The following is a 25,057-nucleotide window of genomic DNA, read 5'->3' on the forward strand; positions in this document are numbered from 1 at the left end:
ATGGACACATTATTTGATCATTTAACAATCGGTTCTATTACATTTCAGAATCGCGTTTGGGTTTCACCAATGTGCCAGTATTCAGCCATTGATGGTCTTGTTGGTGAATGGCATCGAGCCCACTTAAACTCTTTTGCGACAGGATCACCAGGTTTGATCATGGTCGAGGCAACTGGTGTCGTACCAGAGGGTCGTATTTCTATTGGTTGTACCTCTCTTCACAGCCAAGCACATGCCGAAGCCTTTATACCCATGATTGATTTTGCTCATTCTCAGAATGTAAAAATGGGGATTCAATTAGCTCATGCTGGTCGTAAAGCATCGACAATGCGCCCTTGGGATGATCACCGAATGGCCACGATCGATGAAGGTGGTTGGCAGAGCGTTTCATCATCGCCGATTGCATTTCACGGATATCCGGAACCACGCGCACTTACTACCGATGAGATTCATCGACTTACTCTTGATTTTGTTGCAGCCGCTCAACGCGCGATAGCAGTTGGCTTTGATGTTATTGAGATTCATGCAGCTCATGGATACTTGTTCCATCAGTTTTACTCACCGTTGGCAAATACTCGCAGCGATGAATATGGCGGTAGCTTTGAAAATAGAATACGCTTTTTACTGGAAACTGCGAAAGCTGTTCGAGCAGCAATTCCACGCGACACTCCCCTCTTTGTACGTATCTCGGCTACCGACTGGGTCGATGATGGATGGAACCTAGTTGATTCAATTGAACTCTGTTCTCAACTTAAAGCCCTTGGCGTGGATTTAATCGATGTTTCAACTGGCGGCAATGTTCACAACGCACCCATTAAGGCGACGCCTGGATTCCAGGTTCCATTTTCCGCGGCGATACGTACAGAGGTCGACATTTTGACAGCAGCTGTTGGTTTAATTACCGAACCTGAACAGGCTCAATACATAATCGAAACCGGTGAGGCTGATGCAGTCTTTTTAGCTCGTGCAATGATTCGCAACCCTCGTTGGGCGCTCAACGCAGCCGAGAAACTTGGAGTGAGGATTGAGTGGCCAAAGCAAATGGAACGCGGGCGTACTCTTTAAAAGAGAAACGCCCGCTTAGACCATATCGATTGATGAAGAACTTGTACCTTAGTTTATTTAGGGATGCGTGTAATGATTACTTTCAGCGCCTTGGTTTCGGCCGCGCGCGAAAAGGTGTCATAAGCTTCCAAAATCTGGTCAAATGTGAATCGATGAGTCACTAACATCTCAGCGTGAATCTTTTTCTGGGCTACTAATTTGAGCAACATCGGTGTGGTATTGGCGTTAACCAACCCCATACTGATGTTGACGTTCTGGATCCACAAATTCTCTAGATGCAGCTCTACGGATTTTCCGTGGACCCCGACATTAGCCACGTTGCCTCCAGGGCGAACCAATTCAGTAGCCATCGTGAAGGTCTGCGGGATTCCGACAGCCTCAATGGCAACATCAACACCGGCTCCGTCGGTCATCGCCAGAACCTGCTCCTTCCAATCAATTGCACTTGCGAGGACCGCATCGGTAGCCCCAAACTCTTTCGCACGTTCCAAACGGTTCGCGTCCAAGTCAATTGCGACAATTCTTGCGGCACCATAAAGCCCAGCCGTTGTAATTGCGGCGAGTCCCACTGGTCCTGCCCCGATTACCGCAACGACATCGCCCGGCTTAACTCTGCCGTACTGAACGCCAATCTCGAAACCTGTTGGCAATATATCTGAGAGCATAACGCCCTGTTCATCACTGACTCCTGCAGGTAACTTATGTAGCGAATTTTCAGCATACGGCACGCGCACATACTCGGCCTGGGTACCATCAATTAAATGTCCGAAGACCCAACCGATTCCAGATGCTCCTTCATCTCCCAAACAGTGAGAATAGAGCGCACTCTTGCAATTAATGCAGTGACCGCAGGACTTGATACACGAGATGATTACCCGATCTCCTATTTTGAGGCTGGCAACGGAAGATCCGACCTCAGTAATGGTACCTACTCCTTCATGGCCCAGAATTCGACCACTAGTTACAGACGGTACATCACCTTTGAGTATATGCAAATCTGTTCCACAGATGGTGGTTGTGTCGACTCGCACGATGACATCAGTTGTATGAATGATCTTTGGATCTGGAACTTCTATCCATGATTTCTTACCTGGACCTTCGTAAACAAGTGCTTTCATAGAAACTCTCTCTTTTGAATTTACTTTACAGTGGACAACCCTATTAAAACTCGCAAGGAAAGAAATACACAAGGAAACACCAAGTGTCAACTCTCATGAATTTGTGATATTGATTAACTTACATTGAGCTCCACATATTCAATCGATGTAGATTTACGATTCTGTTCAAACAATCCAACGGAATTGTTACCTTAAGTTAGTTAGTAACTCTGAAAGTAATGCTTCGACGCGAGCTTTAATTTCATCTCGAATAATACGAACCTCTTCGATTCCCTGACCAGCTGGATCCTCTAGCACCCAATCCTCGTATCGCTTGCCCGGATAAAACGGACAGGCATCGCCACATCCCATGGTTATAACAACATCGGATGCCTTTACAGCTTCGGTGGTTAATATCTTTGGAAGGTTGTTGGCAATATCTATACCAACTTCAGCCATCGCCTCAATCGCAATTGGGTTAATTGACTCCTTCGGTGCAGAGCCGGCAGATAAAACGTCTACTTGACCAGCGCCGAGATGATGCATAAACCCCGCTGCCATCTGTGAACGGCCGGCATTATGTACGCAGACAAACAATACTGTTGGATGTACTTCGACCATCTTTAGTACCGCCTTCTTAACCAAAGTGAGATGTAAACAAGTGCTACTAGGGCAGGAACTTCGATTAGTGGTCCAATTACTCCTACTAAAGCCTGCCCTGAAGTAATACCCCAAACACCAATACTTACAGCAATAGCTAACTCAAAATTATTTCCAGCGGCAGTGAAAGCGAGAGTGGTTGCTTTCTCGTATCCCATTCCGATCCATTTACCAAATGCGTAAGAAAATCCCCACATAGTGAAGAAGTAAATTAAGAGTGGCAGAGCTACCTGCGCAACAATGCTTGGGGAGTCAACAATTGCCTGACCTTGAAGCGCAAACATAAGAATAATTGTGAAAAGCAATCCATATAAAGCAAATGGACTAATCTTTGGAACAAATTTGGAATTGTACCAATTCAGACCCTTACGTCTGATTCCCCACTTTCGAGTCACAAATCCTGCAAGCAATGGAACGCCTAAGAAGATTAGGACTGCCTTACTGATATCAGCTGTAGAAAATTTAACCTCAAGAGAGTCAAACCCGAGTAAGTCAGGTAAAATCCTCAAATAGAAAGTGCCAAGAATCGCATATGCAAGAATTTGAAAAATAGAGTTGATGGCGACTAGGAGCGCGGCAGCCTCACGATTTCCGCATGCAAGATCATTCCAAATTAGCACCATCGCGATACATCGCGCCAACCCAATTACAATTAGACCCGTGCGTAGCTCTGGCTGGTCCGAAAGAAATAGCCAAGCAAGAACAAACATCAATGCGGGACCGATAATCCAGTTAAGAACTAGAGAGGAAATAAGTAGTTTTTTATCTGCTCGAAGCTGACCCAGCTCTTCATAGTGGACTTTTGCCAAAACTGGATACATCATTAAAAAGAGACCGAGTGCAATAGGTAAGGAAGTCCCTTCGATTTGGAAGGTTGAAATTGAATCATTCAAATTGGGGAAGATTTTTCCAAGCCCGAGTCCAATGGCCATTGAACCTAAAATCCATACAGGTAGAAAACGATCTATGGTCGATAACTTAACTTTTTCTATCATTCGAAAACCATAACTTCTCAAGATGAACGATATATAAACACCGCTCAAACTTTTAGAGCTTAAGAAACTCCGATAATATCGACGACGAATATAAGAGTTTCATTTGGACCAATAGGTCCTGATCCATTAGGGCCATAACCAAGATCGGCCGGAATCACGAGTAAGCGACGTCCGCCGACTTTTGCTCCCGGTAAGCCCTGCTGCCAACCTGCGATAACTCCTGAGAGTGGGAAAGTCGCCGGCTGACCACTTGTCCATGAGGACTCCACAATTGCGCCATTTGACCAAGACATCAATGTGTAATGGACGGTTAGCGTTGAAGTTGCAACAACTTCAGCACCTGTACCAACAATGATGTCGGATGTCTGCAAAGTTGCAGGCGGCGTTCCAGTTGGTGCTGAAATAGTTGGTGCTTCACCAGCATTTGCCGTTACTGCAGGAAGTCCTTGAGCAACATTCTCTGTCGATGTATCTGCCACTTTATCTCCGCATGCTGTTAGTGATGAAATCGACAGCGCAATAATCGCCGCGATTGCTAGCCTCTTATAGATTTTCATTAGCTTCCTTTACTCGAGCTCTCCGATTAATTTAAACTCACCATCGCCCAACTGACCTTGTGCACGGTACATTTCCAACTTAGCGCGAGTATCGGCAATATCTAAATTGCGCATGGTGAGTTGCCCAATGCGATCTGTGGGCCCAAAAGCGGCATTTTCTGTGCGCTCCATTGATAATTTATCTGGGTGATAACTTAGCGCCGGTCCACTCGTATTAATAATCGAGTAATCATCTCCGCGACGAATGCGCAACGTCACCGAACCGGTAACGGCAGATGCGACCCAACGTTGAAGAGATTCGCGGAGCATGAGCGCTTGTGGATCTAGCCAACGGCCCTCGTACAACAGGCGACCGAGACGACGACCTTCAGCATGGTAGTTGGCGATCGTGTCTTCATTGTGAATTGCGCTAATCAAGCGCTCATAGGCGATAAACAAAAGCGCCATTCCCGGAGCTTCATAAATACCACGGCTCTTTGCTTCAATAATTCGATTTTCGATTTGATCGGCCATTCCAATTCCATGACGGCCACCGACTGCATTTGCCTCTTGCATGAGTGAGACAACATCAGTGAATTCTTTGCCGTTTATTGCTACGGGCCGACCTTGAACGAAGTTAATACTTACATCTTCACTATCTATCTTTACCGATGGATCCCAGAACCGTAGACCCATAATCGGTTGAACTAACTCAACCGAGGTATCTAAGTTCTCTAAGCTCTTAGCTTCATGCGTAGCACCCAGTATATTTGCATCGGTTGAATAAGCCTTCTCGGTACTGTCTCGATATGGCAGTCCATGTTCAACTAACCATTCCGACATCTCTTTGCGACCTCCGAGTTCATTGACGAAATCGGCATCCAACCATGGTTTATAAATTCTTAAATTTGGATTTGCTAAAAGTCCATAGCGATAAAAACGTTCAATATCATTGCCTTTGTATGTCGAACCATCGCCCCAAATTTCAACTGAATCCCTGTGCATAGCGCGAACTAAGAGTGTTCCAGTCACTGCTCGACCCAAAGGTGTTGTGTTGAAATACTGCTTAAGACCACTTCTGATGTGGAAAGCGCCACAAGCGATTGCCGCTAAGCCCTCTTCAACGAGTGCGCTCTTGCAATCGACAAGTCGTGCAATATCGGCGCCATACTCTTTAGCGCGACCTGGGACTGAATCGATATCGGGCTCGTCATATTGACCAAGGTCGGCCGTGTAAGTACAGGGAATCGCCCCTTTTGCGCGCATCCACGCCACGGCCACCGAAGTATCAAGACCTCCAGAAAAGGCAATGCCAACTTTTTCGCCAACTGGAAGCGAGGCAAGGACTTTGGACATGCGGGCAGTCTAACCGATGAAGAGAGAGGGAATTTTGCCTTCTAAGACGGGAGTAACTCCCCATTGTTTGCATATCTCCTGGTATCTCTGGGTATCAATACCATCAGGAGCGGCTCCGGACTTAAGCGCCCTAATCATCAGGTTACGAGGGGTGTGTTCTCCTCCAATGAACTCAATAACCTCGACTCGATATCCTGCAATCTTTAAAATCTGTGCCCGCAATGTATCCGTTAGTAAATCGCCTAAACGCTCTTTCATCAATCCAAACTTAGTGAGTGCTCCCCAAGGTTCAGGAGTTATAAGCATTTGAGTCTGAATATCGTGGTGGCAACACGGAGCAATCAGCATGAGTTTTGCGTCGCCATTGACTGCCCAAGCGATTGCATCATCGGTTGCCGTATCACAGGCGTGAAGTGCGATAGCTACATCGGCCTCCTCGGCAGTTGTCGTTGCAATCTCTTCGGCTCGGAAACTGATTGTTGAAGTAATTCCTAACTTTTCTGCAATCGCATTGTTGCGATCACGCGATGCTGTGCGAACATCAATTCCAGTTATCTTCACTGGGATTCCGATTGAACGAAGATATTGATGGGCCGCAAAGGTTAGATAAGCGTGTCCACACCCTAGATCTACAATCGTTAATGGCTGCGTCATGGTTGGCTCATGAATGTGGCCAGCGCTGATGGCTGCCTGAAGTGTTGGAACCAACAGACGCAAAAACTCTTCAACCTGAAGGTATTTATCCTGCTTCGTCGGTTTAATTACTCCTTTGTGGTCGGATATACCTACCTCAAATAAAAATGGATCGGCTGGATCTAATAAACGAGTTTTTTTCTTATCGTGGCTCAAATCTTGGATAAATTCCATCTTTTCATAATGAACGAGAGCATCTCCACTTTTAGTAATACGAATCGACATAGAGCCTGACGTGTATTCAACCAAAATGTTTGCATAACCACTCGCTAATAGTTCAAAGATGGATTCCTCATCAATGCTTAGGTTCTTAACGCTCTTGGCTCGACCATCGCTATAACTCATTTGAAGTGCTATTGAGCCCTTGATCTCGACGGGGCGAATATCGATACGCTCGAACTTCGTCACCATATTTCGCCGGCGGCCTGAGAGGACTACGCGAACAAGCGTCTTTGTATTAAGTATGTGTTCACAGGCTTCGTTTATCGCATCCGCTAATGAAATTGGCATGGCTTATTTGGGCGAAATTACCGCAGTGCCTTTTTCATGGTGATGAAATGTCATCACATGGCTTGGGAGTGCTTTAGCAAAGGCCTCGGCAAGTTCGCGCTCGGCTGGGCGGTTAACGTCATCCATAATAATTACGGCCCTTGGAGACAACCGTTCTAATAACTCGGGTAAGGCAGGTTTGCGTGCATCTCGACTGTTAGATCCAGGTGGACCATCGATAAAGAGTAAGTCGATGCCCTTAATGTCGCCTAACTTCGAGGCGTCATACCAATCAACACCCGAAGCGTGAGGGATCAATGGAGCAACTCTTACTTCAACGCCTCGTACACCGTGCTCTTTCAGCAAAGTTCTGGTTTTAGCTGCAAATTCATCTGAGTTGTCGATACTTATTACCTTCTTAGCACCGGCTTTAGCAATTACTAATGTTGACACACCCGATCCGAGTTCAACCACTAGGCGTGGTTTATGAGTGCGAATAATATCCGTCATAGCGAGGAGAAGGTCCGGAGAGGCAACCCAACCACGAGTGGGTGGAATCGGGGCGGTGAATTTTAAAAGAGAGATCAGTTGGTGGAAGGCCTCTAATTGGCGATAGGCGTGCAGGTTCAGTTTTTTCTGCTCATTCAAAGAATTGGTGATTTTAGAGGTTGACGTGCTTACCTTTGTATGTAATGCGCGCAACATTCGTACACAATAGAAAATTCCTGCGCAGCTGGTTAAGAGGAGCAGTATCTGAATGTATTCCATTGCTTTAGTCTAAGTGCGCGCAAGTTGAACTTCAATTGCCAAACCGCCGAGATCACTCTTCTTCAATGCAAGTGTTCCTCCGTGGCGCTCTATCACCGCACTCATGATGGACATTCCGAGTCCACTCCCACCGGTCACACGTGATCTAGATCGATCAAATCGCTTTAAGCCTTGAATTCGTTCGCCATACGAAGTCTCAGGCAGTCCAGCACCACCATCTTCAACAACCAGTTTTATTTCTCTCCCCGCTTTAAGTGTTACTCGTACTGGCGCGCTGGCGTCAGTATGCACTCTAATATTTGTGAGCGCATTGGCAATAAATCTCTGCAAATATTTCTCTGATCCTTGAATGGTTACTCCAGCTTCAAGATCTAGCTCGAGATGATGCTGGGGTGCTATTACTTGAAAATCTCTTACATTTTCGCTTACTAGCTCTGAAAGATTAACCTCAGAAAACTCAATTGGCTCCTCCTCACCTAACTCAGCTAAAATAAGTAAATCTGCAATTAATGACTCCATGCGTTGAATTTCAACATTTAATCGCTCAAAAGCCGATGTCTCTCGTTCGCTATCTAGTGCTTTATTCTTCAATAACTCGGCATACCCTTTAACCACTGTCAAAGGAGTACGAAGTTCATGAGCGGCATCACCTAGAAACTCCTGCATCTTTTCGCGATGAGCTCGTTCTATCGCCAACGCACCAGAACGACTAATTGACAAGGAAATAAAAGATGCAATCACATTTGCAAACAGGAAAAATATCAAAAGCCGCCACAGGTTCCGAGTGAGATTTTTGTCGATATCAACTACGGATGTCGCTATCAGCAGTTTTTCCCCTGCTTGAAGTCGGATAGTCCGCGTTTTCAACTTAGTTGTCGTGCCAAGGACAGCCTTCTTAGACTGTTTAAGAATAGCTATTTCGCCGGTTGAAGATTGAAAAGCAACCGTCATATCAAAGTTATTTTGAGAGACGCTAAAAAGCGCGGAGGTTAACGGATCGTCAGAACTTAACTTAACATCATTGACAACAATATTTAACTGGTTTTCAATAATCGATATCTCTGAAGTGTAGGACCCCCAGATGGCGAATCCACCAATTAGAAAAGAAAGGATTGAGATAAGCGCAACTGTCGAAAGAATCTGTCGAGTTTTGCTCTTCATTAACCTTGCTTTGGCTCCTGGATCTGAAAACCTACACCTCGAATAGTTTTTATCCCCTCAAAACCATCTCTATGAAATTTCTTACGCAGGTATGAAATATATGTATCGGTCACGGTGCTTTCAGAATCAAAAGTAATTCCCCAGACTTCATCGAGCAGCAATTTTTTAGTTAAAACGCGCCCCTTTTTTTCAATTAGAATCTGCAAGAGTCGATACTCTGTGGGCGAAAGATCGACTTCTTCTCCGTTAAAAGTGACTGAGTGCTGTTCGTCATCGATTGTTATTGGACCACAGATTAATAGCGCTGGACCAACGGTTGTTTTATATGAACGCCGTAGTATGGCTTTAATCCGCAAAATTAACTCTTCGATTCCAAAGGGTTTAATAACATAATCATCAGCGCCAATCTTTAAGCCCCTGGCAATATCGCTTTTATCTTCACGTGCAGTCAGCATTAAGACAGGCGTTAAATCATTAGTTGCTCGAAGTCTTTCGACGAGTTCAAAACCATCCATCAGAGGCATATTTATATCGATCACCATAAGGACGGGTTTATGGGTGCGCAAAAGGGTGAGGGCGGCCATGCCATCGTTGGCCTCAACCACATCAAATCCGGCGATGCTGAGCGTATCTTTCAGGAGTGCCCGAACCCCGGGCTCATCGTCAACAATCATTATTAATTCAGCCATGCCCCACTCTTGCACGTGTTGGCGCAGATGCCAATTAGCGGGCGGATTTAGCCTCTCTTTCACAGAGAAAACACAAAGATTTAGACCATTATGTACCCATGAAATTGAGGCGTTGTGTCGGAGTGCTCCTAAGCCTAAGCCTGCTCTTCGCAGCTACACCCGCTGCATTGGCCGATTCAACTCCGTCGCCGAGCGCTTCCCCGCTCAGTGAATTAGAGCAGTACAAACTCGCATTAGCGCAGTTTCGCATCGAAATGAATCTTCGAGTGCAGGTAAGAAAAGAGATTGCTAAAGCATTTATAAGTTCAGTCAAAGAGGCAGATAGCCTTTCAAAGTCGGCTATGCGTACCGCTAAAAACGATAGGGAAAGAACGCTTATTCGCGACCAGCGCGAAACCGCTATCGCAGAGGCGATGAAGATTCGCGATGAAGCAATTGAGGCGATGGGTGTAACCCCTGTAGAGCCAGTCAAGCCAGCTAAGCCAGTTAAGCCAGTGACAGCCACGACCGCAAAGAAAACTAAGTCAAGTAAGCCAAGCCCAACTCCATCTCCATAAGCAGCTAGTTCGATATCGTTTCACTATGAGACGGTTTAATAGATGGCTGGCAGGAAAGTCGAAGCTAAGCTTTCACGGTAAATCGTTATAGAAAAGCAACATTGCGGCGCGGGCTTTCATGTTTGTTGCATTGATTGAGGATTGCACTCTCAATTAAGTTCAATCCATGAAATCAACGCCTTGGTGGAAAGAAGCGGTGATTTATCAGATTTATCCCCGCTCTTTCTGCGACAGTAATGGCGATGGCGATGGCGATTTGGCCGGAATTACATCCCGCTTAGAGTACGTACAAAAACTTGGCGTTGACGCAATTTGGTTGAGCCCTTTTTACACCACTCCCAATAAGGATGGCGGTTATGACGTCGCCAATCCGCGCGATGTTGATCCACGTTTTGGAAATTTAGAGGATGCAAAGCTTCTCATTAATCATGCGCATGAATTAAAGCTTCGAGTTATAGCCGACATAGTCCCAAACCATTTTTCTGATCAGCATGCATGGTTTCAAGCGGCATTAAAAGCCGGTCGAGGTTCACCAGAGCGAAACCGTTTCCACTTCTACGATGCTAAACCAGATGGCTCTCCACCTAATAACTGGATTTCACTCTTTGGCGGACCATCATGGACACGAGTAGAGGATGGTCAGTACTACCTGCACCTTTTTGATTCATCCCAGCCAGATTTAAACTGGGAGAACTCCGAGGTTAATGATGACTTCGAAACGACGTTGAGGTTTTGGTTGGATCTTGGTGTCGATGGTTTCCGAATTGATGTCGCGCATGGATTAGTAAAGGAAGAGATTCAAGAGAATCATCCGGATCCAGCTGGATTGAGTGAGGCCCTTCGTTTAGATGTCGAGATGGAGACTAGCAAACGTAACGCACTATTAGAGAGCGTTCCATATTTTGATCGCCAAGGCGTGCATGAGATTTATCGAACATGGAGAAGGCTCTTTGACTCGTACGGTAATCGAGATGTCATGGCTGTTGCTGAGGCCTGGGTTCATCCGCCTATCAATGCAACCCTCTATGTTCGCCCTGATGAGTTACATCAAGTCTTTAACTTCGATTTACTAACTGCTCCTTTTGAAGGAGCATTCCTATACGACGTTATTACCCGATCACTCCAACTCAATGCGACGGTAAATGCATTACCTACCTGGGCGTTGAGCAACCATGACTCACCCCGTGTTGCCTCAAGAATTGGCGACGCTGAGTCTAGAGCGCTGGCGTTGTTTGTTTTCGCACTTCCCGGTTCGGCGTATGTATTTGCAGGTCAAGAGTTAGGTCTACCTGATGGCGAACTTCGCGATAGCGATCGAGTGGATCCCTCTTTTATCAGAACAAATGGCGCAATTAAGGGGCGGGATGGCGCACGGGTACCCCTACCTTGGAGTGGATCTCATCCGCCATTTGGTTTTACGACAGGTAAGCCTTGGCTACCAATGAGCCAATCATGGAAATCGCTGACGGTAGAAAGTGAAATGGATAACTCGAAAAGCGCTCTCGCTATGTACCGAAGTGCACTGGAACTTCGAGCACTTCACTTAACGGGCACTGGTGATATTTCATGGCTCGAATCGCCATTGCATGGGTCAATGAGAAGTGACCTCCTCATCTTTAAACGTGGTTCCATCACTGTAGCAATGAATCTCTCAACTAAGGCGCAAGAAATTGAACTTCAAGGCGTTCCTCTCATCATTAGTTCGGGAGAGTTAGAAAACCATGCTGGCACAACGCTAATTCCTGCACTCTCATGTATGTGGTGCCTTAACTAACTGGCACAATACGGCCATGGAACCTGCGCACATTTGGCTTGTTACTCTTGGAGCTCTCACAGCGGTCATTATCTTTGACTTAATTTTAGCTATTTTGCGTCGTAACACAGAGACCACAACAACCGAGGCAACGATTTGGACCATCGTTTATGTCTCCTCGGCGATCGTATTCGGTCTACTAATGCCAAACTGGACCGCGGATCCAAATGCACAAAAAGAATTTTTTGCTGGATGGATGACGGAATATGCCCTGTCAGTCGATAACATTTTTGTTTTTGTCATAATTATGAACCGCCTCAAGGTTGAAAAGAACCGACAGCAGTTAGTTCTACTTCTAGGGATTCTAATTGCACTGGTTTTGCGCGGTGGATTTATTGCTGCAGGCAGTGCCATCATTGGTAGATTCTCGTCAGCTTTTTTCATCTTTGGGGCATTCCTTATTTACACTGCTTATCGTCTCCTGCTTGATGACAAAGTTGAAGAAGAGTGGAAAGAGGCTCGAGTTGTTGCTTGGATGAGAGGGCGAGGTGCTTCAACATTTTTGATAGCCCTAATTTCACTAGGATTTACCGATCTAGTTTTTGCCTTGGATTCAATTCCAGCGATTTTTGGAATTACACGGGATCCATACATCGTTGTCTGCGCAAATATATTTGCTCTCATGGGTCTACGCCAACTCTACTTCTTACTCCAAAGCCTGCTCAATCGGCTCATTTTTCTTTCTAAAGGACTTTCATTTATTCTGGCTTTCATTGGAGTCAAAATGGTGATTGAAGCCTTTCATGGAATTGGAGTTCATGAGATTCTAAATGTTGGACTTCCCCACATCACAATCGAATTCAGCCTTGGCGTAATAGTTATGGCCTTAGCTATTACAGCTGCAGCTAGTTTGACTGCTACTCGGCGCGATGGAAGTGCAATTATTTAGTTTGCGCTCTTTCTCTTTCTTAATGTTTCTCTATCGTAGTCTTTAGTTCGTTCATGAATTTTTCGGATCTGCAATGCAAATGCTTTCACCGCCGAATCAAATGCCGCTAAATCGTTAAACTCAGCGGCCTCTGACTTTATGAGAGGGCCGGCACCGTGTGATGTCAAAATTACTCGATGTGAGTTTTTCCCTTGGCGAGGGTTGGCTTCATGAAGAATTTCAACCTCTACTCGTTCAATGGTGATGCTGAATCGCTCCATAGAGTTAAGTTTTTCTTCGACAATTTCTCTAAAGTCTTCGGCTAAATCTGCATTACGTGTATGAATTTGAATCTTCATACTTAGAAGGGTAGTACGAAAACTACTAATGTCGCTATAGACGCGAGTAGAAAAGATTTTAAAAGTACCTTTAGTGAGGCCACTCTATCTGCGCTTCTGTTGATTGGGTCACTAACCCTTGAAATATCTCCTAGTTTGCCAAAGTTAAAAGTTCCAGCGAATCCATATGCTAGGCAAAATTTGCTACGTACTTGAACTAAACCAACTGAAGCAACCATGAGTGGGAGAAATATTCCTAGACGCGCTTCACGTGCTGCCCCAATAGACATTAATCCAATCAGAGAGCTCACTGAAAAAAATAGACCAACTAATCCAACTAACTTTCGTTGACGAATCTCATTCGCACCAAGATTACATGTTCCGGGAATATATGTTGAACTAGACATCTTCATACTCTTCTTCATCAATCCAAGCATTAGCTGATGTATCTTCTTGATTTTCAATCCATGATAGAAATGAACCGACGGCACGAAAGGCCAATACAACTACAGTTACTGCGGCAAATACCCGTCGGAAAAATTTGACCATGTATCAAAAATACTCGCTATTGCGAAAAATTTCTCTAGATAGCCGCGAGCGCAAGGTTAATATCACTCCAAATATCATCAACATGCTCACACCCAACCGATAGTCGGATTAACTGCTCAGGAACTGAGAGGCTTTCCATGGGCCATCTACGACGGCGCTCCCAGAGAGATTCGACTCCTCCAAGACTGGTTGCATGTGCTATTAAAGTAGATGATTCACAGATTTTTTGTGTTTCTTCGGCTGTACCATTTACTTCAAAGGAGATGATTGCACCAAATCCCGGATATCGAACACGAGAAATCTTTGGGTGAGCTTTCAACTTCTCGACAAGAGTTTTAGCGCTTTCCTGTGATTTATTAAAGCGCAGTGGAAATGTCCGAAGCCCTCGAAGGGCCAACCATGTTTCAAAAGGCCCTGGTATTGAACCGTTAAAGCTTCGAGAATCCTGCAGCCTTTTAAGAAGTGCTGGATCTTTTGTTGAAAGTGAGCCCATAAGTACATCGCTATGGCCGGATAAAAACTTAGTGACCGAGTGCATCACGATATCGGCTCCCATCGCCAACGGTGTTTGCACCAACGGCGTCGCAAAAGTGTTATCGACGCCAACTCCAATTCCAAGCTTTTTTGCTGCCGCAATGATGCTCATGAGATCGGCGACATCTAATCCTGGATTCGTTGGGGATTCGAGCCAGACAAGGGCCGCTCCCTTCATAGCATCGATCACAGATTGCGTGTCTACGACATCAACAAATCGAACTTCTAACCGGCCACTCTCTTGAAAAGAGTTGAGAAGAACCATGACGCCGCTATATCCCTGATTAGATGCAACGACTGGCGCGCCAATAGGCAAAATTGAAAAAACGGCGCTAATTGCGGCCATTCCTGATGAAAAGACCAACGTTGATCCACCTTCAAGCTCGCCAATAGCCTCTTCTAGCGACTTCCACGTTTGATTTCCATAACGTCCATAACCAATTTCTCCACCTGAATGAAAAGTTGATGTTAAAACTACTGGTGGGTTAAGGGCGGCATCAGGACCAACTTCTGGTCTGCCTGCACTAATGGCAACTGTCTCGGGATGTTTTTTCATATCCATAGCCTAAACCTTAGCCAAGATTGCCATTGCCGCATTATGTCCAGGCACTCCACTGACGCCACCGCCACGGATAGCACCTGCGCCGCAGATAAATATTCGAGAGTCATCTGTCTCCACTCCCCAACTAGGCTCGGTACCATCTTCACGAAACGGGAAATGTAGATCTCTGTGGAAAATATTTCCTCTGGGTAGGCCAATTTCGGCCTCAATATCCAGTGGCGTCTTGACTTCAATCCCAACTATTAAACCCTCAATAGGTTCAGCTAGATAGTGATTGAGTGATGCGAGGGCTGATTTCAATGCGATTTCTCGAACTACATCATTATTTTCATCGAAAAGAGCCGCTGGGGTGTGTAGTCCAAATAACGTCAGAGTCTGATATCCCAAATCTGCAAGCTCAGGGCTAAGAATTGAAGGATCGCTCAACGTGTGACAATACATTTCAATCGGCAACATCGCCGGAATCTCGCCCTTCTTAGCCTGCTCATACACTCTTTCACACTGGGAAAAAGATTCATTGGCATGAAAAGTCCCGGCAAAAGCTAATCGAGGATCCACACCTGATTTAAGTTCTGGGAGGCGTTTGAGCAAAATATTAATTTTCATTTGAGAACCATCCAGGCTTTTGGGGGCTATTTTTCCTCTTAGTTCAGCAAGTATCTGTGGTGCGGCATTTGATAATAGGTACTGTGAGCGAATTTCCTTTCCATCTGCGGTCGTGACTGTGGCTCCCTCAAAATCACTTTCGACTTTTATGACGCGCTCGTTTACTTCAATAAATACTCCCGAATCACGTACAACTCTTTCTAGCTCTGAAACTAGTGCTCCCATGCCGCCTTTTGGAACTCGCCACTCTCCGGTGCCATTGCCCATCAGGTGATAAAGGAAACAAATATTTGCCTGAATCTCAAAAGCTGAAGTAAAAGTACCGATTAGAGCATCTGTTAAGACTACTCCACGAACTAAATCCTCTTTAAAGCGCTCAGTTATAACTTCGCCAATAGGTCTTTCAATCAAATAGTTCCATATTGAAGGCTTTGCTATGAAGGCTTTTAACTCACTTCTTGTCATTAATGGTTTTAGTAACGTTGGGGCAATGCATTCCGCGAACTCAGCAATTTCAGCATAAAACTTCTGCCATGCTCTACCTTCATCTCCGCTCGGATCCAAAAGAGTAAAAGAGGCTTGAGTTGCAACATCCCATTGGCGGGAAACAAATAATCCTGCATTATCGCCACGATGTTCATACGGTGTATAACTAGAAACCGTGCGGGAAATACACTCAAAGTTAAGGCCCAAGTCAGAGATGATTGAATCCGGCAAGAGTGAGACTAGATATGAGTATCGTGAAATTCGAGCATCAAATCCGGGAAAAGCACGAACACTAGTTGTTGCTCCACCAATTTCTCCATTGGCCTCTAAAATTCGAACTTTCTTGCCTGCTTTAGCTAGATATGCCGCTGCAACTAAACCATTATGACCAGCCCCAATAATGGTTACATCGCAATCAGTGGTTTTCATTGAAGCGTGATAAGAATGCGCTCAATCGCCTCTGAAATAATCTCCGGACTCGTCGCAAAGTTAAGTCGAACGTACTGAGGACACTGCGATCCATATGAATGCCCTGGGTTAAAGGCCACGCGCCCCTTTTTAAGCAGTGTCGCACTAGGGTCCTCTCCAAGATTCAACGCACTTAAATCCAACCATGCAAGATAACCATTCTGTGGAATATGATATTTAACCGAAGGCAGTTTGGCGGCAAGTAAGTCTCGAATCAGATAACGATTATGGTCAAGTTGTCTCATAACTGAATCGAGCCAGATTCCTCCATCAGCAAAAGCTGCAGCAGAGGCAAATGCGCCTAAAATCGATGCTCGGAAATGAACGGCCATCGGAAGTGCATCCAATCTGGCATCGATCGCCTCATTCTGCGAAACAATGATTGCGCATTTAAGGCCGGCAATGTTCCAACCTTTTGAAGCTGCGGTCACTGTAATTCCTACTTCTCGTGCCGCATCACTTATGGCCAGAAATGGAGTGAAATCATTTGAAATATATGTCAACGGCGCATGAATTTCATCGCTAATTACTAAGACATTATATCTCTTAGCCAATTCGGCAATGCGTGTAAGTTCACCTTTCGAAAAAATTCTACCCAACGGATTGTGAGGCGAACACAATAAGTGCACTTTTAAGCCTTCGGCATAAATCTTTTCCATAGCATCTAAATCAAGTTGCCAAGGATTGTTTATACCTTCTTCAGAGCTAGTGCGAGTAAATGGAAGATCAATTTTTTCAAGGTGTGTTTCATTAATCCAATTATAGAAATTTTGATAAACGGGCGAATTTATCAAAATCTTATCGCCCGGTTTAGTAAACACACGCAAGACTTCAACCACTGCGACACCAACATCGGCGGCAACGCTAACTTGTGAGGTATCAACCTCCCAGTTCCAGCGCGCCGCAGCAAACTGTGCAAATCCCTGCCCTAGCTCTGGAACTGAACCTAAATACCCCAGATCTGATTGAGCGACCATCTCTTGGAGTACGGTGCGGATTGGATCTGCGATTGGAAAATCCATCTCGGCTACTGGTAAGGGCAGAACGTCTCGATCAAAACCCCGCCATTTTTCCGAATGATGAGTAAGAAGTTTTGATAATGAAGGAGCTTGAACGTGACTATCAGACATCCCAGTAGGTTACCGTGATGCTCACATAAATGAAACTGGTCTTTCCTAAACCTCTTCTGGGAGCAATCTGCGCGTGGTGTTTCGTACAACCAATGTAGTTGGAAGAACTAAAGAAGGTGGCAACACATGTGGCTTTCGCAACCGTTCCATTATTGACCATGCTGCCATTTCACCCATTAAAGTAACGGGTTGCTCAATTGTTGTTAGTTCAGAGAACTCAGCCATCTCGTGGCCATCAAAACCGACTATCGAAATATCCTCAGGAGATTTGAGGCCGTGTCGACGTAACGCTTGAAGTGCACCTATCGCCATTTCATCGGATTCGCAAAAAATTGCAGTTGGCCTGTTTGGTCGTGCCAACAAATCATCCATTGCCCGAGCTGCAGTATGCATTGTGAAGTCGCCATGCACCTCGCGAGAGGGTAGCCATTCCAAACCATTCTCAGCTAAGACCTGCATAAAGCCTTTACGCCGATCTTGTGGCACACTAAAGTTAAATGGGTCATCAGGCCTTCCAGACATTAACCCTATTTTTTTATGCCCTTGATTAACTAGATGCTGCGTCGCAGTACGAGCGGCTGCAACATCATCAATTTTCACACTTGCACATTGTGCATGATCCATTCCAACTAATGCGATAGGTATTCCAAGAGAGAGAATTGAGTCAAACTCTTCTTCTGTTGGTGGTAATGAGATAACAATCAATGCATCAACTCGACCCTTCAAAAGTTGATGTTGAAATAAGCGCTCTCTCCCCTTCATTGCGCTGAAGTTATAGAGCAAGAGATCTAATCCAGCCTCGCGTAGAGCTTGCTCTGCTCCACTAATTACTTGCGAGAAATACCAGCGCGAAATATAAGGAGCCACAACACCGACGCTGTTAGTGCGACCCGGAGGTGAGTCTGCCCGCGTTAATGGATAATCCAATTTTTGGGCCGCCGCGATAATTTTTAACCGAGTCGACTCATTTACATGCTGTAAGCCTCGAAGAGCCCGTGAAACAGTTGCGGTGGAGACACCAGCCTCATCAGCAACTTCCTTTATTCCAGCCACAAAGACTCCAATGTACTTCTCAGACCTGCTCAAACCTACACAAACCTACAAAACCGGCAAATGCCTGTAAATGCCTGTAAATGCCTCTGCAAGGAGTGTAAAAGTACGACACATGGGCCGTACATGCAATCAGGGCGCTCATGTAAAGGTAGTTTCTCCCCATGAGCCAACACGTTGAGACCCAGATCGATGTGACTTTAACCGAGAGAAACCGCGTCAGCGCCCTATTTCGAATCATCTTAGTTTTACCCATGGCAATCTTTCTTGCATCATTTTCTCCATCGGATTACTCCTCAACCGATAACCCTAACTTTCTTGCCGTTGGCTTTTTTGCACTTCCCGTTGCGCTTGCAATTATCGTTCGACAAATCTATCCAAGTTACCTCTTGGCATTTAATGAAGCGCTCTTATCTTTACAGACTCGAGTGGATGCCTACGTTCTATTACTCACCGATGAGTATCCGTCAATCGAAAAGAACGAAATAGTGAGCGTGGTTTTTCCACCAGTGGATGCAAAACTTCTCAATCGATGGCTGCCTCTTGTTAAGTGGTTTTTAGCAATTCCACTATATGTGGTTGGTCTTTTTTATATTCTCTATGCGCTTTTCTTAACAATATTTGGATGGTTTAGTGTCGTTTTTACAGGAAATTATCCTGAAAAATGTGCCGAAGGAGTCGTTGGAACAATTGCGTATTGGAATCGTGTAGCAGGGTATGCATTGCTATTAGTTACAGATGAATACCCAACTTTCTCTCTATAGGCAATGGTGCTTCACTCGACCCAAAAAATGCGGAGAGTCGTTGCAGAAGTTAGTGTATTAGATAAGAAGTTTGCTCCACTCATCGCACGTCGTCCACTCTGCACGATTGGCAGAAATGTTCAGACCGAAACCAATTTCGAATCACTTGTTAGTTCGGTAATCTCGCAACAGCTTGCAACGAAGGCCGCCGACACTATTCATGCCCGTTTAGTGCTTGCGTGCAAAGGTCAGATTACGCCTCGTAAATTAGTAAAGTTAGATGATTCGGATTTACGAGCAATTGGCGTCTCTGGAGCAAAGGCTCGCACCATAAAGGGATTATCGGCAGCGGTTATAGATCGCACCATCCCAATCGAACGTATCGATGAGATACATGATGACCAAGAGATTTATGATGCACTAACATCCCTGTGGGGTATCGGACGTTGGACAGTAGAAATGTTTATGATGTTTCAATTGGGCCGGCTAGATATCTGGCCAACGGGAGATTTAGCCGTTCGGCGGGGGTGGGACATTGTTCATAAAAACAGCGATGAAACCCAGGCTAAAGCATTGGACGTACACGGTGAAAAACTTCATCCATATCGAAGTGTTGTCGCTTGGTACTGCTATCAAGCAGTGCACGAATCACGCGGTTTAGATTACTAAATATCCTCAAGGATTAGTGAGACTGAATTTATGCACCAGCGCTCATCGCTTGGGACATCATAACCCTCTCCCTTGAATACATGACCTAGATGAGATCCACATGCCACGCAAAGAACTTCAGTTCGCACACGAGGGAAAAGTGAGCGATCTTCGATAAGTTCGACTGCATCATCACTAGAAGGTGCATAAAACGATGGCCACCCGCATCCAGAATGAAACTTTGTTTCGCTTTTGAAAAGTACCGCACTACACGCTTTACACTTATAGACGCCAATTTTATCTGTATCTGTATATTCGCCAGTAAATGGTCGCTCAGTAGCTGCATTTCGCAAGACTTCATACGACAATTGATCCAGCCTGGATTTGAGCTCCGTTTCGTTTAATTTTACTGGATAGGCCTTCTCGCTCATGCCGAGATTCCAATGCTTGGATATGCAACTCCCGTGCTTGAATGACAGTCATAACCATTTGGATTCTTTTTTAAATACTTTTGGTGATACTCCTCGGCAAGGAAATACTCAATACCATCGGCGCTAATAATCTCTGTTGCTATTTGGTCGAGCCCTTGTGCTGTCAGCACACCTTGATAAACATCGCGTGAAGATACAGCGGTGACATATTGTGCCGGCGTTGTCGTAAATATCGCACTGCGATACTGGGTTCCTATGTCACCTCCCTGTTGATTCAACGATGTTGGATCATGCATCGTCCAAAACTCTTCCAATAATCGTTGATAAGAAATCTTTGATTCATCAAAGCTCACCCTTACTATTTCGGCATGACCAGTAGTTCCAGTGCAGACTTCTTCATATGTGGGCTTCATCACGCGCCCACCCATATACCCGACAGAAGTCCCAATAACTCCGGGCATCTGCCAGAAACGGCGCTCAGCACCCCAAAAACAGCCAGTAGCGAAATAGGCGATTGAACTCATAGGCGTAATTCTTACAGTTTCGCAACTAATGCGCACCCGCTGATAACCTTGAAGAGGTTAACTCATGAGCCCCCGTAGCTCAGGGGATAGAGCACCGCCCTCCGGAGGCGGGTGCGCAGGTTCGATTCCTGTCGGGGGCACGCGCGATATAAATCACCCACGTTATCGGAAATCTCTTCGCTCACATCCTTGTTAATCCGAGGAGAAGGCGAGAGGATTAGCCTCTTGCGCAGAGATTTTGAGCGTATTAACAAAGAAGTTAGATCAAATGAGGCCTCGCCAAAACGGGGCTAGAGGAGGCACGCAGATGGATTGGCGACATAGATCGGCCTGCCGCGATGAGGATCCAGAACTCTTCTTCCCAGTTGGAAATACTGGACCAGCAATCTCTCAAATTGAGGAGGCGAAGAAAGTCTGCAATCGATGCATCGTAAAGGATCCATGTCTGGCCTGGGCACTTGAGAGCGGGCAGGACGCTGGAGTGTGGGGTGGTTTATCTGAGGATGAACGTCGAGCACTTAAACGCCGCGCCGCACGTAATCGTGCCCGCCTTCAAGAGCAGCAGAACTCTTTCTAATTCTCTGGCGCCTTTTACAGCGGAAAACGCAGTGAAGCAGTAGTTCCAGCATCCGTTGATGATAATCGTAAAACACCTTTGAGTTCATTCTCTGTGAGAGTACGCACAATTTGTAAACCTAAATTTGAAGAAGTTGCTAAATCAAATCCTTCAGGTAATCCAATGCCGTCATCAACGATTGTGATAACACACTCATTGCTATAACGCGCTAAATTGATAGTTAATGTCGATCCTTGCTCTGCCAATCCATGTTCTAGAGCGTTATGCATTAATTCAGTAATTACTAATGAAAGTGGAGTTGCGAGCCGTGACTCCAAAGAACCGAGTTCCCCACTTCGTTCTATTGAGAGTTCACCCATTCGAGGGCTCAACTCTAAAGCATGTGAAATTAAACTAGTTAATACTATGTCGAAAGCGACATCACTCTCACTACTGCTTGAAAGAGTTTCATGGACCAAGGCGATCGATGCGATTCGGCGCACTGCCTCATTTAGGGCCGAAGCCGCTCCTGGATCTTCAATTCGTCGTGCCTGAAGTCGCAAAAGAGCTGAAACCGTTTGAAGATTATTTTTCACACGATGGTGAATCTCGCGGATCGTTGCATCCTTAGTAACTAGCTCGCGATCACGACGCCGAAGCTCTGTAACATTCTGGAGTAGCACAATAGCTCCAATTCGATCATCACCAACGAGCAAGGGAAGCACTAGCAAATCGATTGTCGCACCTTGATTATCGATTTCAACGCGGCGTAAAACTTTGCCATTTAATCTGGTCTTAATCCCCTCCTCATGTGCATCATGCGAATTCTTGATGACCGCCTCCGCGACATCGCCAAGTTTGTGGTTTTCAATTTCACTCTTCCACCCCATTCGACTAAAAGCAGATCGTGCATTTGGACTTGCAAATGAAATTACACCATTTACATCAAGGCGAATTAATCCATCTCCGACGCGGGGAACTGGCTCAAAGAGAGAGCCTGCATTTCGGTAAGGAAATGATCCCTCTGCAACCATTCGATAGAGCGAATGAGCAATCTCCCGATAGTTACGTTCAAGAGCTCCCGGAGATCGCATTAAATCGGAGTTTCGATGGCGAGAAATCACGGCAATAACCGCTCCATCGAAAATTACAGGCACTGTTTCTTCCTTAATCAAGACTTCGCCGACTCTTTCAGGCTCAGACGTTCGAATAATTTCGCCGCTTGAGAGCGCTTCGTCAATTTGACTCCTGCTACCCCACGTCACTTCATTTCCTATCACATCATCCATAAAGACAGTGGCTGTAGTGGTTGGACGTATATGTGCAACGGCAACATGCCCGGTCGGCCATAATTTCACATCTTTGCGAATAGGAACCCAGAGGATGAGGTCAGCAAAAGAGAGATCCGAAAGTAGTTGCCAATCCGCTATTAACTCTCGAAGACGATGAGCTTGATCGATTGTCACTGAGCTTCGACCGTGAATTAGAGTTTCAAACTGTGGCATCTTTATAACCAGTTTTGCAACTCTTGAGATATCTCCTGAGTTGCAAACCACAGTAATTCATCTTCGTTGGCATAAGAGATTAAAGCACATTGAACTTGGCTCCATCTAAGCGGAGATTTTAACTTTACAGAGGTTTCCTGACTTTCGCCCCCCTGAGAACTATCAAGCTCTAGCGCTAAAACAATACCTGGTGAAGTTGCAGATGCACGAAGTTCAAGGGTCGCTTCTCCTGCACTCTTTGATAGGAGATACTCAAGCTCTTCTTCATCACACTCAAGATTCTCACTAACAAAAATCTCTGTTGGTGCAAAAACTGTGGATGCATCAAAACTACCTGACTTCAAGAATTCCAATAGATCGCTATGAAGAATTGGAAGATAGGCGCGCATGTACTAATAGTATTAGAAATCAGTGCTCAATCTCACTAGCCAACTTAGCGATAGATTTTCGTAGATTAGAGCGATCATTAACCTCAATCAAGGTCGATTTCTGACTCTCTGCCAAATTTACTGCACGGGAATCTCGGGCAATGACCCGAACATTTAATGGTCGAAGTGGGGTGGTAATAGCTAAGAATTTAGACTCTTCCTCGGCCCCTTTACGCCCTGGCGAACGCATATTGAGAGTGAAACTAAGGCCACTTCTAATTGAAGTTGTTTCGATCAATGCACTGACTTGCTCAAGCCGATGAAATCCTAGGACATCAGGGCGCGCAACAACCATTAGCTCATCTCCTAGATCGCAAGACCAAGTGGTGACCGTCGAAGTCCATCGACGATCTGTCAAGCGATTTGATAATCCAGATATTGATCCGAGATCGATAATAATTCTGTCAAATGAATCTGTCGCACTCTCCATAAGTGCTTGCACAGATCTCACTTGGTCTTGAGTGATTTCAGCAATCGAAAACATAGGAGCAATTGTTCGCCACCCTATATCGCTCTTAACGTTTCGAACTGCAAGCAAAGCTGCAATGGAAGGTGCGCGGAAATTTGCATCTATAAGCAGTGTTGATTTCTCAAGAACACTCAGCTCCATTGCAATGTTAATAGCCAAAGTTGTACAGCCAGTATTGCTGCCAGCAGACCCGATAGCAAGAACGTGTGCTCTTCTCTTCTTACTCTGCATTTGTGTACTTTGACGCAGCATAGGAGCACGAACAAATCCTCGAACTAGGCTTACTAAATCTGTGGCACTACTTGGTAATCTGTGCATCTCTCCCAAGTAAGAATCTTCACTGGGTGTTTCAGAAAACCCTATTACCTGTTTCACACGTAAAGTGATTGCATCAAGACGTTCCCGAGTTACTCCTGATAAATCTGGAGCGAAGATCAGCATAGCGGTCTCAGCGAGCTCTGAATTATTGAGAATGAAACTCTCAAGAGAATCGATATCAATAGCTCGAAAAACTACACTCCAACCTTGCGCAAAGAGAGTGCTAGCTATAAATCCCTCAGTCGGCGCGCTAGCGATGGCGGTTATTACCGTTGGAAGTTCGAGATCAGACATGAGAACGAACTATGACTAAACGCCCGTGAGTAGTTGCTGTCAGTAGGCGTAAAACTTGCGTCTCTTCAACAGAGATGGTCAGCGCGGCGTCAGTACCAAAGTTCTTACTACTTTGATCAAAGTTTAAAAGTATTACTCCACCTAAGATGAGGATAGGTTGCACGGGCATTTCTCCATTTTGACTATCGATTACCCAATAGATATCGAGGGCTTCACCAACTTGAATTCCTGCAGCAAGATCTACGCTGCGAATGCTTACTGGGACCGCGCTTGCCGCCGGGAGATTGCTTGACGAATTCACATCTTGACTATTTAAAATTTCGCCAGCTTCAATCTTCGTAACCACTACTAGGCCTCGTGGATCATCAAAAGAATTTAAGTACAGCGATGCACTTGAACCCAAATCAAGATGCTCGCGATGTACATCCCCAGACACAATCTGATGTCCAGGTGCCATGCCTGCAGTGGCGACCCAATAGTCACTACCCCGTTGCGAGAGGAAAGTGAGAGCGAATGCTGACAGGAAAGATGCTCCTATCAAGGTGAGGGCTAATGGGGTGCGCGAGCGTGAGGAATCTTTTTTGTATGACATGGTGAGAACTCAATGCTATTGCCGCAGAACCTACCCCTCCTTATCCACACTCATCCATCTGTATGAGTAAAGCTCCACC

At 45.4% G+C, this 25,057-nt stretch carries 29 protein-coding genes and 1 tRNA gene; 8 read left to right on the top strand and 22 right to left on the bottom strand.

Annotation, left to right across the window (positions count from 1 at the left end):
- Nucleotides 1-1,065, top strand: coding sequence for an NADH:flavin oxidoreductase/NADH oxidase (locus Q8K48_01135; GenBank protein MDP1850999.1), 1,065 nt, complete (start codon nt 1-3; stop codon nt 1,063-1,065).
- A gap of 53 nt (nt 1,066-1,118) precedes the next feature.
- Here the strand turns inward: Q8K48_01135 and Q8K48_01140 are convergent, their stop codons facing one another.
- The 9 genes from Q8K48_01140 to Q8K48_01180 form a co-directional block, all read right to left on the bottom strand.
- Complete coding sequence (locus Q8K48_01140; protein MDP1851000.1) at nt 1,119-2,183, bottom strand: zinc-dependent alcohol dehydrogenase family protein; 1,065 nt, start codon at nt 2,181-2,183, stop codon at nt 1,119-1,121.
- A gap of 186 nt (nt 2,184-2,369) precedes the next feature.
- Nucleotides 2,370-2,783, bottom strand: a complete 414-nt coding sequence (locus Q8K48_01145; GenBank protein ID MDP1851001.1) for an arsenate reductase ArsC — start codon at nt 2,781-2,783, stop codon at nt 2,370-2,372.
- 2 nt (nt 2,784-2,785) lie between these two features.
- A complete protein-coding gene (gene arsB / locus Q8K48_01150) occupies nt 2,786-3,817 on the bottom strand; it encodes an ACR3 family arsenite efflux transporter (protein MDP1851002.1) in 1,032 nt (343 codons plus the stop codon).
- Between the two features lie 59 nt (nt 3,818-3,876).
- Nucleotides 3,877-4,374: an FKBP-type peptidyl-prolyl cis-trans isomerase gene (locus Q8K48_01155; GenBank protein ID MDP1851003.1), complete on the bottom strand. Its 498-nt coding sequence runs from the start codon at nt 4,372-4,374 to the stop codon at nt 3,877-3,879.
- 9 nt (nt 4,375-4,383) lie between these two features.
- Entirely contained in the window at nt 4,384-5,709 is a 1,326-nt protein-coding gene (gene argG, locus Q8K48_01160; GenBank protein MDP1851004.1) for an argininosuccinate synthase, read from the bottom strand.
- Nucleotides 5,710-5,718: 9 nt separating this feature from the next.
- A complete protein-coding gene (locus Q8K48_01165) occupies nt 5,719-6,912 on the bottom strand; it encodes an SAM-dependent methyltransferase (protein MDP1851005.1) in 1,194 nt (397 codons plus the stop codon).
- Between the two features lie 3 nt (nt 6,913-6,915).
- On the bottom strand, nt 6,916-7,401 hold the full coding sequence (locus tag Q8K48_01170; GenBank protein ID MDP1851006.1) for a class I SAM-dependent methyltransferase: 486 nt from the start codon (nt 7,399-7,401) through the stop codon (nt 6,916-6,918).
- Nucleotides 7,402-7,668: 267 nt separating this feature from the next.
- Nucleotides 7,669-8,820 (bottom strand): histidine kinase dimerization/phospho-acceptor domain-containing protein, encoded by a 1,152-nt coding sequence (locus tag Q8K48_01175; protein ID MDP1851007.1) that lies wholly within the window; start codon nt 8,818-8,820, stop codon nt 7,669-7,671.
- The gene (locus Q8K48_01180; protein MDP1851008.1) at nt 8,820-9,509 is read right to left on the bottom strand and encodes a response regulator transcription factor; all 690 of its coding nucleotides are present in this window, start codon (nt 9,507-9,509) and stop codon (nt 8,820-8,822) included. The genes Q8K48_01175 and Q8K48_01180 overlap by 1 nt, the downstream gene beginning before the upstream one ends.
- A 98-nt stretch (nt 9,510-9,607) precedes the next feature.
- On the opposite strand from Q8K48_01180, the gene Q8K48_01185 reads away from it, so the two are divergent.
- The 3 genes from Q8K48_01185 (at nt 9,608) to Q8K48_01195 (ending at nt 12,768) form a co-directional block, all read left to right on the top strand.
- Complete coding sequence (locus Q8K48_01185) at nt 9,608-10,066, top strand: hypothetical protein (GenBank protein ID MDP1851009.1); 459 nt, start codon at nt 9,608-9,610, stop codon at nt 10,064-10,066.
- 166 nt (nt 10,067-10,232) lie between these two features.
- Nucleotides 10,233-11,840, top strand: coding sequence for a glycoside hydrolase family 13 protein (locus Q8K48_01190; GenBank protein ID MDP1851010.1), 1,608 nt, complete (start codon nt 10,233-10,235; stop codon nt 11,838-11,840).
- Nucleotides 11,841-11,856: 16 nt separating this feature from the next.
- Entirely contained in the window at nt 11,857-12,768 is a 912-nt protein-coding gene (locus tag Q8K48_01195; protein MDP1851011.1) for a TerC family protein, read from the top strand.
- On the opposite strand, the gene raiA is transcribed toward Q8K48_01195, so the two are convergent.
- From raiA to Q8K48_01230, 7 genes are read right to left on the bottom strand one after another with little or no spacing between them, the layout of a single operon-like run.
- On the bottom strand, nt 12,765-13,106 hold the full coding sequence (raiA, locus tag Q8K48_01200; protein MDP1851012.1) for a ribosome-associated translation inhibitor RaiA: 342 nt from the start codon (nt 13,104-13,106) through the stop codon (nt 12,765-12,767). The genes Q8K48_01195 and raiA overlap by 4 nt on opposite strands.
- A gap of 2 nt (nt 13,107-13,108) precedes the next feature.
- Nucleotides 13,109-13,498, bottom strand: a complete 390-nt coding sequence (locus Q8K48_01205) for a hypothetical protein (GenBank protein MDP1851013.1) — start codon at nt 13,496-13,498, stop codon at nt 13,109-13,111.
- Nucleotides 13,485-13,634: a hypothetical protein gene (locus Q8K48_01210; protein ID MDP1851014.1), complete on the bottom strand. Its 150-nt coding sequence runs from the start codon at nt 13,632-13,634 to the stop codon at nt 13,485-13,487. The genes Q8K48_01205 and Q8K48_01210 overlap by 14 nt, the downstream gene beginning before the upstream one ends.
- A 34-nt stretch (nt 13,635-13,668) precedes the next feature.
- Entirely contained in the window at nt 13,669-14,724 is a 1,056-nt protein-coding gene (locus Q8K48_01215) for a PLP-dependent transferase (protein MDP1851015.1), read from the bottom strand.
- A gap of 9 nt (nt 14,725-14,733) precedes the next feature.
- Nucleotides 14,734-16,251 (bottom strand): NAD(P)/FAD-dependent oxidoreductase, encoded by a 1,518-nt coding sequence (locus tag Q8K48_01220; protein MDP1851016.1) that lies wholly within the window; start codon nt 16,249-16,251, stop codon nt 14,734-14,736.
- The gene (locus tag Q8K48_01225; GenBank protein ID MDP1851017.1) at nt 16,248-17,420 is read right to left on the bottom strand and encodes an aminotransferase class I/II-fold pyridoxal phosphate-dependent enzyme; all 1,173 of its coding nucleotides are present in this window, start codon (nt 17,418-17,420) and stop codon (nt 16,248-16,250) included. The genes Q8K48_01220 and Q8K48_01225 overlap by 4 nt, the downstream gene beginning before the upstream one ends.
- Nucleotides 17,421-17,465: 45 nt before the next feature.
- Nucleotides 17,466-18,473 (bottom strand): LacI family DNA-binding transcriptional regulator, encoded by a 1,008-nt coding sequence (locus Q8K48_01230; protein ID MDP1851018.1) that lies wholly within the window; start codon nt 18,471-18,473, stop codon nt 17,466-17,468.
- A gap of 161 nt (nt 18,474-18,634) precedes the next feature.
- Here Q8K48_01230 and Q8K48_01235 point away from each other — a divergent pair, with 161 nt between their 5' ends.
- Both Q8K48_01235 and Q8K48_01240 read left to right on the top strand, forming a co-directional pair.
- Nucleotides 18,635-19,234: a DUF4389 domain-containing protein gene (locus tag Q8K48_01235; GenBank protein ID MDP1851019.1), complete on the top strand. Its 600-nt coding sequence runs from the start codon at nt 18,635-18,637 to the stop codon at nt 19,232-19,234.
- Between the two features lie 27 nt (nt 19,235-19,261).
- The gene (locus tag Q8K48_01240) at nt 19,262-19,882 is read left to right on the top strand and encodes a hypothetical protein (protein ID MDP1851020.1); all 621 of its coding nucleotides are present in this window, start codon (nt 19,262-19,264) and stop codon (nt 19,880-19,882) included.
- Here Q8K48_01240 and msrB read toward each other — a convergent pair.
- Both msrB and msrA read right to left on the bottom strand, forming a co-directional pair.
- Nucleotides 19,879-20,292: a peptide-methionine (R)-S-oxide reductase MsrB gene (gene msrB / locus Q8K48_01245; protein MDP1851021.1), complete on the bottom strand. Its 414-nt coding sequence runs from the start codon at nt 20,290-20,292 to the stop codon at nt 19,879-19,881. The two genes, Q8K48_01240 and msrB, sit on opposite strands and share 4 nt — an antisense overlap.
- On the bottom strand, nt 20,289-20,816 hold the full coding sequence (gene msrA, locus Q8K48_01250) for a peptide-methionine (S)-S-oxide reductase MsrA (protein MDP1851022.1): 528 nt from the start codon (nt 20,814-20,816) through the stop codon (nt 20,289-20,291). The genes msrB and msrA overlap by 4 nt, the downstream gene beginning before the upstream one ends.
- A 68-nt stretch (nt 20,817-20,884) precedes the next feature.
- On the opposite strand from msrA, the gene Q8K48_01255 reads away from it, so the two are divergent.
- Nucleotides 20,885-20,956 (top strand) — tRNA-Arg (locus Q8K48_01255).
- 167 nt (nt 20,957-21,123) lie between these two features.
- Nucleotides 21,124-21,393: a WhiB family transcriptional regulator gene (locus tag Q8K48_01260; protein MDP1851023.1), complete on the top strand. Its 270-nt coding sequence runs from the start codon at nt 21,124-21,126 to the stop codon at nt 21,391-21,393.
- Between the two features lie 14 nt (nt 21,394-21,407).
- Here Q8K48_01260 and Q8K48_01265 read toward each other — a convergent pair whose 3' ends face one another.
- The 4 genes from Q8K48_01265 to Q8K48_01280 are packed head-to-tail and all read right to left on the bottom strand — an operon-like array spanning nt 21,408 to nt 24,978.
- On the bottom strand, nt 21,408-22,877 hold the full coding sequence (locus Q8K48_01265) for a sensor histidine kinase (GenBank protein MDP1851024.1): 1,470 nt from the start codon (nt 22,875-22,877) through the stop codon (nt 21,408-21,410).
- 2 nt (nt 22,878-22,879) lie between these two features.
- A complete protein-coding gene (locus Q8K48_01270; GenBank protein MDP1851025.1) occupies nt 22,880-23,266 on the bottom strand; it encodes a hypothetical protein in 387 nt (128 codons plus the stop codon).
- 19 nt (nt 23,267-23,285) lie between these two features.
- Nucleotides 23,286-24,386, bottom strand: coding sequence for a hypothetical protein (locus Q8K48_01275; protein ID MDP1851026.1), 1,101 nt, complete (start codon nt 24,384-24,386; stop codon nt 23,286-23,288).
- Nucleotides 24,379-24,978 (bottom strand): hypothetical protein, encoded by a 600-nt coding sequence (locus Q8K48_01280; GenBank protein MDP1851027.1) that lies wholly within the window; start codon nt 24,976-24,978, stop codon nt 24,379-24,381. The genes Q8K48_01275 and Q8K48_01280 overlap by 8 nt, the downstream gene beginning before the upstream one ends.
- Nucleotides 24,979-25,057 lie beyond the last annotated feature (79 nt).

The organism is Candidatus Planktophila sp., assembly GCA_030681675.1.
GTDB lineage: Bacteria > Actinomycetota > Actinomycetes > Nanopelagicales > Nanopelagicaceae > Planktophila.

Bases quoted from the DNA above. Each gene is read 5' to 3' on its own strand.
- Q8K48_01135 (MDP1850999.1), top strand. From the start codon at position 1: ATGGACACATTATTTGATCATTTAACAATCGGTTCTATTACATTTCAG.
- Q8K48_01140 (MDP1851000.1), bottom strand. From the start codon at position 2,183: ATGAAAGCACTTGTTTACGAAGGTCCAGGTAAGAAATCATGGATAGAA.
- Q8K48_01145 (MDP1851001.1), bottom strand. From the start codon at position 2,783: ATGGTCGAAGTACATCCAACAGTATTGTTTGTCTGCGTACATAATGCC.
- arsB (MDP1851002.1), bottom strand. From the start codon at position 3,817: ATGATAGAAAAAGTTAAGTTATCGACCATAGATCGTTTTCTACCTGTA.
- Q8K48_01155 (MDP1851003.1), bottom strand. From the start codon at position 4,374: ATGAAAATCTATAAGAGGCTAGCAATCGCGGCGATTATTGCGCTGTCG.
- argG (MDP1851004.1), bottom strand. From the start codon at position 5,709: ATGTCCAAAGTCCTTGCCTCGCTTCCAGTTGGCGAAAAAGTTGGCATT.
- Q8K48_01165 (MDP1851005.1), bottom strand. From the start codon at position 6,912: ATGCCAATTTCATTAGCGGATGCGATAAACGAAGCCTGTGAACACATA.
- Q8K48_01170 (MDP1851006.1), bottom strand. From the start codon at position 7,401: ATGACGGATATTATTCGCACTCATAAACCACGCCTAGTGGTTGAACTC.
- Q8K48_01175 (MDP1851007.1), bottom strand. From the start codon at position 8,820: ATGAAGAGCAAAACTCGACAGATTCTTTCGACAGTTGCGCTTATCTCA.
- Q8K48_01180 (MDP1851008.1), bottom strand. From the start codon at position 9,509: ATGGCTGAATTAATAATGATTGTTGACGATGAGCCCGGGGTTCGGGCA.
- Q8K48_01185 (MDP1851009.1), top strand. From the start codon at position 9,608: ATGAAATTGAGGCGTTGTGTCGGAGTGCTCCTAAGCCTAAGCCTGCTC.
- Q8K48_01190 (MDP1851010.1), top strand. From the start codon at position 10,233: ATGAAATCAACGCCTTGGTGGAAAGAAGCGGTGATTTATCAGATTTAT.
- Q8K48_01195 (MDP1851011.1), top strand. From the start codon at position 11,857: ATGGAACCTGCGCACATTTGGCTTGTTACTCTTGGAGCTCTCACAGCG.
- raiA (MDP1851012.1), bottom strand. From the start codon at position 13,106: ATGAAGATTCAAATTCATACACGTAATGCAGATTTAGCCGAAGACTTT.
- Q8K48_01205 (MDP1851013.1), bottom strand. From the start codon at position 13,498: ATGAAGATGTCTAGTTCAACATATATTCCCGGAACATGTAATCTTGGT.
- Q8K48_01210 (MDP1851014.1), bottom strand. From the start codon at position 13,634: ATGGTCAAATTTTTCCGACGGGTATTTGCCGCAGTAACTGTAGTTGTA.
- Q8K48_01215 (MDP1851015.1), bottom strand. From the start codon at position 14,724: ATGAAAAAACATCCCGAGACAGTTGCCATTAGTGCAGGCAGACCAGAA.
- Q8K48_01220 (MDP1851016.1), bottom strand. From the start codon at position 16,251: ATGAAAACCACTGATTGCGATGTAACCATTATTGGGGCTGGTCATAAT.
- Q8K48_01225 (MDP1851017.1), bottom strand. From the start codon at position 17,420: ATGTCTGATAGTCACGTTCAAGCTCCTTCATTATCAAAACTTCTTACT.
- Q8K48_01235 (MDP1851019.1), top strand. From the start codon at position 18,635: ATGAGCCAACACGTTGAGACCCAGATCGATGTGACTTTAACCGAGAGA.
- Q8K48_01240 (MDP1851020.1), top strand. From the start codon at position 19,262: ATGCGGAGAGTCGTTGCAGAAGTTAGTGTATTAGATAAGAAGTTTGCT.
- msrB (MDP1851021.1), bottom strand. From the start codon at position 20,292: ATGAGCGAGAAGGCCTATCCAGTAAAATTAAACGAAACGGAGCTCAAA.
- msrA (MDP1851022.1), bottom strand. From the start codon at position 20,816: ATGAGTTCAATCGCCTATTTCGCTACTGGCTGTTTTTGGGGTGCTGAG.
- Q8K48_01260 (MDP1851023.1), top strand. From the start codon at position 21,124: ATGGATTGGCGACATAGATCGGCCTGCCGCGATGAGGATCCAGAACTC.
- Q8K48_01265 (MDP1851024.1), bottom strand. From the start codon at position 22,877: ATGCCACAGTTTGAAACTCTAATTCACGGTCGAAGCTCAGTGACAATC.
- Q8K48_01270 (MDP1851025.1), bottom strand. From the start codon at position 23,266: ATGCGCGCCTATCTTCCAATTCTTCATAGCGATCTATTGGAATTCTTG.
- Q8K48_01275 (MDP1851026.1), bottom strand. From the start codon at position 24,386: ATGTCTGATCTCGAACTTCCAACGGTAATAACCGCCATCGCTAGCGCG.
- Q8K48_01280 (MDP1851027.1), bottom strand. From the start codon at position 24,978: ATGTCATACAAAAAAGATTCCTCACGCTCGCGCACCCCATTAGCCCTC.